Source organism: Psychrobacter pulmonis (assembly GCF_904846465.1).
GTDB classification, from domain to species: Bacteria; Pseudomonadota; Gammaproteobacteria; order Pseudomonadales; family Moraxellaceae; genus Psychrobacter; species Psychrobacter faecalis.
The window spans coordinates 396,922-405,162 of record NZ_CAJHAT010000003.1; the positions used below are offsets into that span (position 1 = coordinate 396,922).

Genomic DNA, 8,241 nt, shown 5'->3' on the forward strand with positions numbered 1-8,241 from the left:
AAGAAGATTTTTGATCTGATATTTATTCTTATTAAGGGATAGTTTTGAAGTTAATCTCGATAGCGGAGAAAGATTCAATATTAGGGCGTGTCTTCATTTTAAAAATGAGATAAATTGCAGTCAAACAAGGAAAATAGCGCCGTTAATATCGGGATATTACCTAGCTATTTGATGAAGTTTGGCAAAATTTAGCCATTTTTAGTTCATTTAGATGTCCATCGATTGAATTGAAGACACGCCCTAGAGTAAACCCAATATTAATTTAAAACTATCATTTATTAGGTGGCATACACCCAATACTATGGTGCCCGAAATATCATTAACCTTTCCATTACAATGGATTTATTTTACACTGATGATTCAAAAAAGACCTAAATACTATCGTTTGTATAGTCTAGAAGGTTTAGGCATGAAATCACTTTTCTCAGATGGTGTTGTTAATATTGGGGTTTGAGGGTTTTAATTAAAGAGAAACATCAAATTCTATAATCTCTTCAATAAATTTAGCTTCGATAGGTGATAAAGCGCGGTCTTTATGCCAAAAAAGATATACGGGTATATCAGCAATACCTTCGTTTGGCGGCAAAAGTCTGAGCTTAGACTCTAGGTGCGTTGCGGCAATAAACTGGTCAGGTAGCGCACCAATGCCATAGCCGGTATAAATCAGGCGCACCGCTTCATCTAAATTGTTGGTATAAGCACTAATGCGACCAGTAATATCATGGTTTTCTTTAAATACCGTAATTGGCGAAAGCACATCACCAATATCTTCACTATTAAAAGCTATAAAATCTTCTTTTAATAGACTGTCAAAACTCAAATCAGGCACTGAAAATAGAGGATGATGGTAGCCGCAGTATAGATAATATCGCTGAGTAAATAATAATTGCTGATTAAGGATTTCTGGGATATGTCGGGCTAAGCAGATACCCACAGCAGGCGTCTTTTGTTTGAGGTTATTTAAAATATCCATACTTGATTTTACTGTCAAATCTAAAGTGATATTTGGATATTTTTTTTTGAAATATACTAAAAAATCATTGTATTTTGGATTATGGAGTCGACTGGCGACCAGCAATTTAATCTCGCCTTCTAAGAGATATGAATTGCTACCCTTCATAGCCTCAATTGAGGTTATTTCTGTAAATATCGTTTGGGCAACTTGAAGACAGTAATGCCCGATGGGTGTAAGCTCTAACGGTTTGGTATTACGAATGACCAGCTGACTTTCGAGCTGCTCTTCAAGCTTTTTAAGGTTTTGACTGACCGCTGATTGGGTAATATTTAAGCGATTTGCAGCTGTACTAATACTCCCTTCCTCATAGATAACAATTAATACATGAAGTAATGTCCAATTCAAGCTATCGGCTAATTTCTGTTGCAGCATGGTAGTTTCAGCACTTATACTCTAGATATATTGATAACCAATCAACATGAAAGGCCTGCTAAAAACACAGAGGATTTAGTTTTTATGATACTCATCCAGCCTGTGAATGTTTAACGCACCTTTCATCATTGTCCTCAGCTCATAATACAATATAGCTAGAGATAACGGGACTGTATAAACGCTTATTTATTATATAGCTTAAAATTTACGAACTCATTCATCCCACAAGGACCAAGCTCGCGGCCAAAACCTGAGCGCTTAACACCACCAAAAGGCATTTCAGCTGCTGTCCCCGGTGCTTGATTAAACGTCACCATACCAACATTCAGCCGCTCGGCGATTGCTTGTCCACGTGCCATATCTTGCGTATGAATACATGCTCCTAGACCAAATGGCGTATCGTTAGCAAGCCTTATAGCCTCCTCAATATCAAGCGCTTTATATACGACAGCTACTGGTCCAAACAGCTCATCATGATAGGCTTGCATATCTGGGGTTACGTCAGCTAATAGCGCAGGTTTAAACCATGCCCCCGATTTTTCTATCTGTCCACCCGCTACTAGTACTGTAGCACCTTGCGTTATGGCATTATCGTATTGTGCTTGAAGTGTTTCTAAAGCTTGGCTAGAAGATAATGGTCCTAAAAAAGTCTTTTTACATAATGGATCAGCAGGCTCTAACGACTCAACGTTATGGGTTAATTTTTCTACGAATTCCTCATAAATATCCGCTTGTAGAATAATACGTTTTGCCGCGTTACAGGCTTGACCAGCATTACCAAATCTACCAATGAATGCACAGGTTACTGCTTGATCGATATCTGCATCTGCTAAGACTATAAATGGGTCCGAACCTCCTAATTCGAGCACTACCTTTTTCAGTGCCGCACCTGCTGTCTGTGCAACAGCCGCACCTGCCCGCTCCGATCCTGTTAAGGAAACCCCTTGAATACGCTTGTCATTAATGATCGATGTAACTTGGTCATTAGTTGCAAAAATATTATTATAAACACCTTTAGGTAAGCATGCTTGTGCCAATATAGTAGTAATAGCTACAGCCGACTCTGGGCATGAAGGCGCATGCTTCAACACCATCGCATTACCTAGCATCAAGTTCGGTGCAATAAATCGTGCTACCTGATAATGAGGATAATTCCATGGCATGATGCCCAGCAATACTCCGATAGGTTCTTTTTTTACTACGGCGTTTTGAGCATTAGGCAAATCTGCTGTCGTTAAAAACTGCTCACCATACTTGGCATAATAGCGAAATATATCACTGACTAATGCAAGCTCCCCCTCACCTTGCGCCACAGGCTTACCCATTTCGCGTGCCATAATTCTCGCTAAGGCTTGCCGTTGCTTGTCATACAGATCAGCAATATTATTTAATATTCGTACACGCGAGTTGATGTCACTTGTACGCCACACCTGATAAGCATCATCTGATTCGGTAATGATAGCCTGTATTTCTTGATCAGAATGATTGGTATATTGCTTTTCTATCTCTCCAGTTGCCGGATTCGTTACTTGATAGCTGGTCATCATACTTCCTTGTTATGAATAATTATTAGCATAAGATATTAATTAAATTAACAGCTAGGGCATTAGCTCCTCAGGATCAGTAATCACGTGCAACAATACCGTTTTACGTTCTTCTGTGACGACCTGCATCGCCTCAGTGACACTCGCTTTAATATCGTTATTACTAGTGATTCGTATGCCATGAGCACCAAAGGCGTTAGCGAGTGCTGCAAAGTCAGGATTTTGTAGCTGCGTACCAGACACCCGGTCAGGATAATGTGCTTCTTGATGCTGGCGGATAGTACCAAACTGTTGATTGTCCATCAAAATAATTAAAACAGGGGCATCATAACGAATGGATGTTGATAATTCCGCTTCATTCATCATAAATTCGCCATCGCCAGTGACCACAATCGATAGGCGTTCTGGCGACTCTAAAGCAGCAACAATACCTGAAGGCAAGCTATAGCCCATCGCGCCATTTCTAGTACTGAGCTGACTTGGGAAAGTATGCGTAGGCAGATAACGCTGCGCCCATAAGCAGTGATTACCGGCACCAAAACTATATACGGCATCTTTAGGTAACTGCTCAGTGACCTGCTGGATTACTTGCGTCATACTGACATAATTTTGGTTAGCGGCTACATCATTGACATAATGACTTTCTGTTACTTTTTCTGGAAAAGCACAATCCTTTCTTTGTTGTTCATGACAATAATTAAACCAAGTCTCACGAGACGCAGAATTTGCCAGCGATGCTTTACTCATCGCTTTAACAAAGCTAATAGGGCTAGCAACAATATGCTCAGTCACTGAGCCACTATGACCGCGCAAACTGGTATCGAGATTCACAATATAGTTGGGTTTATCAAAAGACTGTCGTAATTTATAGCCATCACTAGCGACATCACCTAACACAGTACCTATCGTCAGCAGTATATCAGCCGTTTCAATAAGAGCGGCGCACTCATCTGAGCGCCCGTAACCTAGATAACCTGCGTGGGCAGGAGAATCAAAAACCACTCTGTCTGAGGCTCGCCAATCATGAATAACAGGAATACAATTGTCTTCGGCAAACTTCGTTAGCTGTACAGAAGCCTCTGTCGTCCAATTTTGTCCTCCTGCAAAAATCAGTGGCTTTTCAGCAGTCGATAAGGCATTTAATATGACATCAAGATTGTCATCGCTTACAGCGCCTTCAGCAACAGGTATCACTGGATGCAATTGCCCATGAAACTCTTGTTGGATGATATCTTCCGGTAGTCCGACGACGACAGGCCCAGGTCTACCCTCTAAAGCTGCATGAAATGCTTTTGCCACAATTTCAGATGCTCTTGACACTTCATCTAATATGAATACACGCTTACACTGACTAGAGAACCACTGCTTAGGGTCAAATTATTGAAACGACTCGCGGTCTCTATCGGCAACAGGAATGAGCCCAACGAACAATATAAGTGGTACACCATCCTGCCATGCAGTATGAATACCAGTATAAGCTTGCGCCGCGCCCGGTCCACGGGTCACCATGGCGATACTTGGCTGACCCGTAAACTTACCATGAGCATCTGCCATATAGGTACAAGCGGCTTCGTGTCGGCATACAATTGTTTGGATGTCAGCGTTATATAATCCATCTAATACCGAGAGATAACTCTCACCAGGGACGACATAGGTGCGACTAACCCCATGTAATTGCAGACTATCTACGATCGCTTGACCACCATGGATTATATTATTCATTATTAGTTCCTTAATTTTTTTAACGAGCCGGTTAAATGTAATTTTTTTCTAGTCTTATCACTACAACTGTTAGGTTATAGCCTATTAAAATCACTAATTATTTTTCTGTGTATTAGACAGTAAAAAAACCTAATAAATTAGCGATAAATAGCAAAGCAATACCTGTTAGGAAAATTAGCCCCACGATTGCCCATATGTTCATTACGGTAGATAATTTTTTATGATCTTTAATTAATACATAGTTCAGTCCGCCAACAATAGGTGCAGCAATAAAAGCAGCTATCATTGCAAATTTAAGCATTGAGCCAAGTTGACCGGTAAAGAAGATAATGATGATCAATCCTCCAACAATAGCGTAGGTTGTCCAGAAGAATATTTGTTTATTAGTAATCTCTTTATTACCTTTGAAAAGTCGTAAGCATTCAGAATTTGCGCGCGCTGTTCCGTCTGCACTTGTGAGTGTGGTACCAAACATACACATGAAAGCCACGAAAGCCACGAAAGCCACGAAAGCCACGAGGAATTTAGACCATTCATCGATAGTAGCTGTATACATGTTAATTAGTTGACCAACGTAATCACTACCTGCTGTTTGGATCTCTTGACCTGAGCCATATTGAACAAATACTCCTAGCGCTAAAAACACTAACGCCAGAACTGTAGAGACTGAATACCCTACGTTAAAATCAATCAGACCTTGACGATGAGTGGTATTTTCAGCCTTAATTTTTGCAGATATCCACATTGAGTTAATTGCAGAAAACTCCATTGGTGCAGGCATCCATCCCATTAGAGCGACAAGAAAACCTAAAGTCGCTAGATTCCAAGGTGACGTTGCAACAAAGTCTGCTGTCATAACAGTAGGTTTTCCTGCGGCCATAATGACAGCGACAAGAGAGCCAAACGTCAGAGCGATAATAATCCACTTATTAACGCTATCAAGCAGCTTGTAATGCCCTGCAACCAAAAACACCCAAGAAATACCCATTACAATAACAGATAGTGTAATAGTTGATAGCTCAAGGCTAGCAGGTAGCATAAACCCTAGAATAGCAGCACAAAGTAAAGCTACAGCGCCCGTACCTACTACCGACGCAAACATAGACAAAAAAAGATAAACGCCCAAGTAAACTTTTGATTTCTTATAGTAACCAGCGATTAAAGATTCACCAGTACCATAAACATAGTCGGTACCAAAGCGAAAAAATGGATACTTTAATAGATTAGGGTGTGTATAGAATTCAAATGAGTGGCAGAGCCTTTCCCAAACTTTGTGTAACTGCTTATAATCCAATAACAGGAGAATAAGCAATGACTACTCAATCTGACATTAAAAAGCTGGCTGAGCAAATGGCTGGTAGCATGAACAGCTTCGATGACATCAAAGACTTTCAGAAGCAGCTCATGCAGTCGTTTATCGATACTGCCTTAGAGGCTGAGATGGAAGACCATCTCGGCTACCCCAAGCATGAGAAAGCAGACAAGCCTAATAAGCGTAATGGGCACACTAAAAAGACCGTCCGCAGTGACACAGGCGATCTTGAGATATCCACCCCAAGAGACCGTGATGGTGACTTTGAACCTGCACTCGTGCGCAAGCATCAAAGTCGTATTAGTGGCCTTGATGACAAGATCGTCTTCCTTTACGCCAAAGGCCAAACCTGTAGTGGCATAATAAAATTGGACAGCTGCTAAGAGGTTATACTAACCCAAAGAAGGAAAATAGTATGACCAACAAACGCAATCAATATACCCGAGAATTTAAATTAGAAGCGATTAGCTTAGTTGTTGATCACAACCGCACCATACCTGACGTGGCCAATTCCTTAGGGATAGGTAAATCCACCTTGCAGAAATGGCTGAGTCAATACCGTCAAGAAATCAGTGGCAAAGCACCTAAAGCCGGCAACGCTTTAACGGATGAACAGCGCGAGCTTCAAGAGCTGCGTAAGCAGGTTAAGCGGCTGACTATGGAGCGCGACATTCTAAAAAAGGCTTCTGCTCTGCTGGCCTTAGACAGCCTGAACGGCTATCGTTAATAAGACAGCTTGCAGAGCAAGACGAACAGGTCAGTAAAAGCCTTCTGTGCAAGCTGTTTGGGGTATTGAGGAGCAGTTACTACTATGGACTAAAGCCCAAGCCTATCAGCCTTGAAACCGTCAAAACTAAAGCATTAGTCCGCCAAATATTTAACGACTCAAAGCGCTCAGCAGGCGCTCGCAGCATTGCCGCTATACTAATGAATGAACACGGCATCAAGCTGACCCGCTATATAGCAGGTAAATTCATGGCGCAGATGGGGCTTAAAAGCTGTCAATTGAAAACGCATAAATATAAGCATACTGATGAAGAACACAAAGCTCATGACAATATACTGAACCGTAATTTTAGCCCATCAGCGCCCAATCATGTCTGGACAGGTGATGTCACATATATTCGTATCAAAGGCGGCTGGTGCTACCTAGCTATCGTTTTAGATTTATATGCTCGTCGTATTGTTGGCTTTGCTGTATCAGATTCGCCTGACAGTATGCTGACAACCAAAGCGCTGCAGATGGCGTATCAGTCGCGCTTAAAGCCAAGTGGGGTGTTGTTTCACTCTGATCAAGGCACCCATTACATTAGCAAGAAGTTTGCTGAATCCGTGGCAAGTTGTAATGGCATGAAGCAGAGCATGAGCCGAAAAGGTAACTGTTGGGACAACGCGCCAACTGAAAGGTTCTTTAGAAGCTTTAAAACAGAATGGATGCCAAAGGGCGGTTATGAGAATATTGCTGAAGCTCGGACTGCCATTATTGATTATATTTGGGGCTATTATCAGTCAGTGAGACCACACCGTTTTAATGACTATTTAACACCGCTAGAAAAAGAGAAACGCTACTTTAACAAAAACCTCTTATCAGGTGTCCTAAATTAGTTGACCACTATATATATACCACCAACGCTATAGAGTCTTTAAACAGCGTGATTCGGACAGCGGTGAATAAGCGTAAGGTGTTCCCGTCTGATCAAGCTGCATTTAAAGTGGTGTACTTAGCAACCCAGCAGGCGTCGTCAAGGTGGTCGATGCCGATTCGTAACTGGACGTCTGCTCTGAATCGCTTTATGATTATGTTTGATGACCGTATCAGTAAGCATTTAATCTAAATGGCAGTTACACAGAATCTGGGATGGTCTCGAGTGGCAACCAGATAAAGACACAAGCAAGCATTACCGCTGCTGCATAGCTATCTTTGAGCTTATCATATCGCGTGGCAATGCCCCTAAAATGTTTCAACCTAGCAAAAGCGTTTTCTACCAAGTGACGGCAACGATACAAATACCAGTCTAGTGTGTCATTGTTGCTATTTTTAGAGTTCGACTTAACGGGTATGACTGACTCAGCACAGTGCTTGAAGATACACTCTCTAATATCACTACTATCGTAGCCCCTGTCTGCAATCACCGCTTTAGTCTGGTTGTTAATCGTGCTATCTATCAACGTCTTTGCCATCTTAGCGTCATGCACTTGCCCACCTGTCAGCTCAACATGTATAGGGTTACCACAAGCATCGACCACTAAGTGCAGTTTGCTGCTATTACCTGCAA

At 41.6% G+C, this 8,241-nt stretch carries 8 protein-coding genes and 2 pseudogenes; 4 read left to right on the forward strand and 6 right to left on the reverse strand.

All coding sequences use genetic code 11. The features are described from left to right. Positions 1-463 precede the first annotated feature (463 nt). The 5 genes from JMX70_RS07985 to JMX70_RS08005 all read right to left on the reverse strand — a co-directional run bounded on the left by JMX70_RS07985 (position 464) and on the right by JMX70_RS08005 (position 5,965). Positions 464-1,387 (reverse strand): LysR family transcriptional regulator, encoded by a 924-nt coding sequence (locus tag JMX70_RS07985; protein WP_201591042.1) that lies wholly within the window; start codon positions 1,385-1,387, stop codon positions 464-466. 182 nt (positions 1,388-1,569) lie between these two features. Then, the gene (locus tag JMX70_RS07990; RefSeq protein ID WP_201591045.1) at positions 1,570-2,931 is read right to left on the reverse strand and encodes an NAD-dependent succinate-semialdehyde dehydrogenase; all 1,362 of its coding nucleotides are present in this window, start codon (positions 2,929-2,931) and stop codon (positions 1,570-1,572) included. Positions 2,932-2,985: 54 nt separating this feature from the next. After that, complete coding sequence (locus tag JMX70_RS12680; protein WP_201591047.1) at positions 2,986-4,230, reverse strand: thiamine pyrophosphate-dependent enzyme; 1,245 nt, start codon at positions 4,228-4,230, stop codon at positions 2,986-2,988. Between the two features lie 78 nt (positions 4,231-4,308). After that, complete coding sequence (locus tag JMX70_RS12685; protein WP_201591050.1) at positions 4,309-4,653, reverse strand: thiamine pyrophosphate-binding protein; 345 nt, start codon at positions 4,651-4,653, stop codon at positions 4,309-4,311. Positions 4,654-4,765: 112 nt separating this feature from the next. Next, positions 4,766-5,965 carry a divalent metal cation transporter gene (locus tag JMX70_RS08005; protein ID WP_227671205.1) on the reverse strand — a complete coding sequence of 400 codons (1,200 nt, stop codon included), beginning with the start codon at positions 5,963-5,965 and terminating at the stop codon, positions 4,766-4,768. On the opposite strand from JMX70_RS08005, the pseudogene JMX70_RS08010 reads away from it, so the two are divergent. The 4 genes and pseudogenes from JMX70_RS08010 to JMX70_RS08025 all read left to right on the forward strand — a co-directional run. Continuing rightward, positions 5,965-6,333: pseudogene (locus JMX70_RS08010) on the forward strand (transposase); the annotation flags it as partial. The gene JMX70_RS08005 and the pseudogene JMX70_RS08010 sit on opposite strands and share 1 nt — an antisense overlap. 47 nt (positions 6,334-6,380) lie before the next feature. After that, entirely contained in the window at positions 6,381-6,692 is a 312-nt protein-coding gene (locus JMX70_RS08015) for a transposase (RefSeq protein WP_201591054.1), read from the forward strand. After that, positions 6,692-7,570: an IS3 family transposase gene (locus tag JMX70_RS08020; RefSeq protein WP_201591113.1), complete on the forward strand. Its 879-nt coding sequence runs from the start codon at positions 6,692-6,694 to the stop codon at positions 7,568-7,570. Before JMX70_RS08015 ends, JMX70_RS08020 begins: the two co-directional genes overlap by 1 nt. 8 nt (positions 7,571-7,578) lie before the next feature. Then, positions 7,579-7,800: pseudogene (locus tag JMX70_RS08025) on the forward strand (transposase); the annotation flags it as partial. A 7-nt stretch (positions 7,801-7,807) separates the two neighbouring features. On the opposite strand, the gene JMX70_RS08030 reads toward JMX70_RS08025, so the two are convergent. Next, the coding region (locus JMX70_RS08030) for an IS5 family transposase (RefSeq protein ID WP_201591056.1) at positions 7,808-8,241 on the reverse strand (434 nt) is incomplete at its 5' end.

What these genes read in the sequence shown, in the direction of transcription:
- JMX70_RS07985 (WP_201591042.1), bottom strand. Translation starts at nt 1,387, where the DNA reads ATGCTGCAACAGAAATTAGCCGATAGCTTGAATTGGACATTACTTCAT.
- JMX70_RS07990 (WP_201591045.1), bottom strand. Translation starts at nt 2,931, where the DNA reads ATGACCAGCTATCAAGTAACGAATCCGGCAACTGGAGAGATAGAAAAG.
- JMX70_RS12685 (WP_201591050.1), bottom strand. Translation starts at nt 4,653, where the DNA reads ATGAATAATATAATCCATGGTGGTCAAGCGATCGTAGATAGTCTGCAA.
- JMX70_RS08015 (WP_201591054.1), top strand. Translation starts at nt 6,381, where the DNA reads ATGACCAACAAACGCAATCAATATACCCGAGAATTTAAATTAGAAGCG.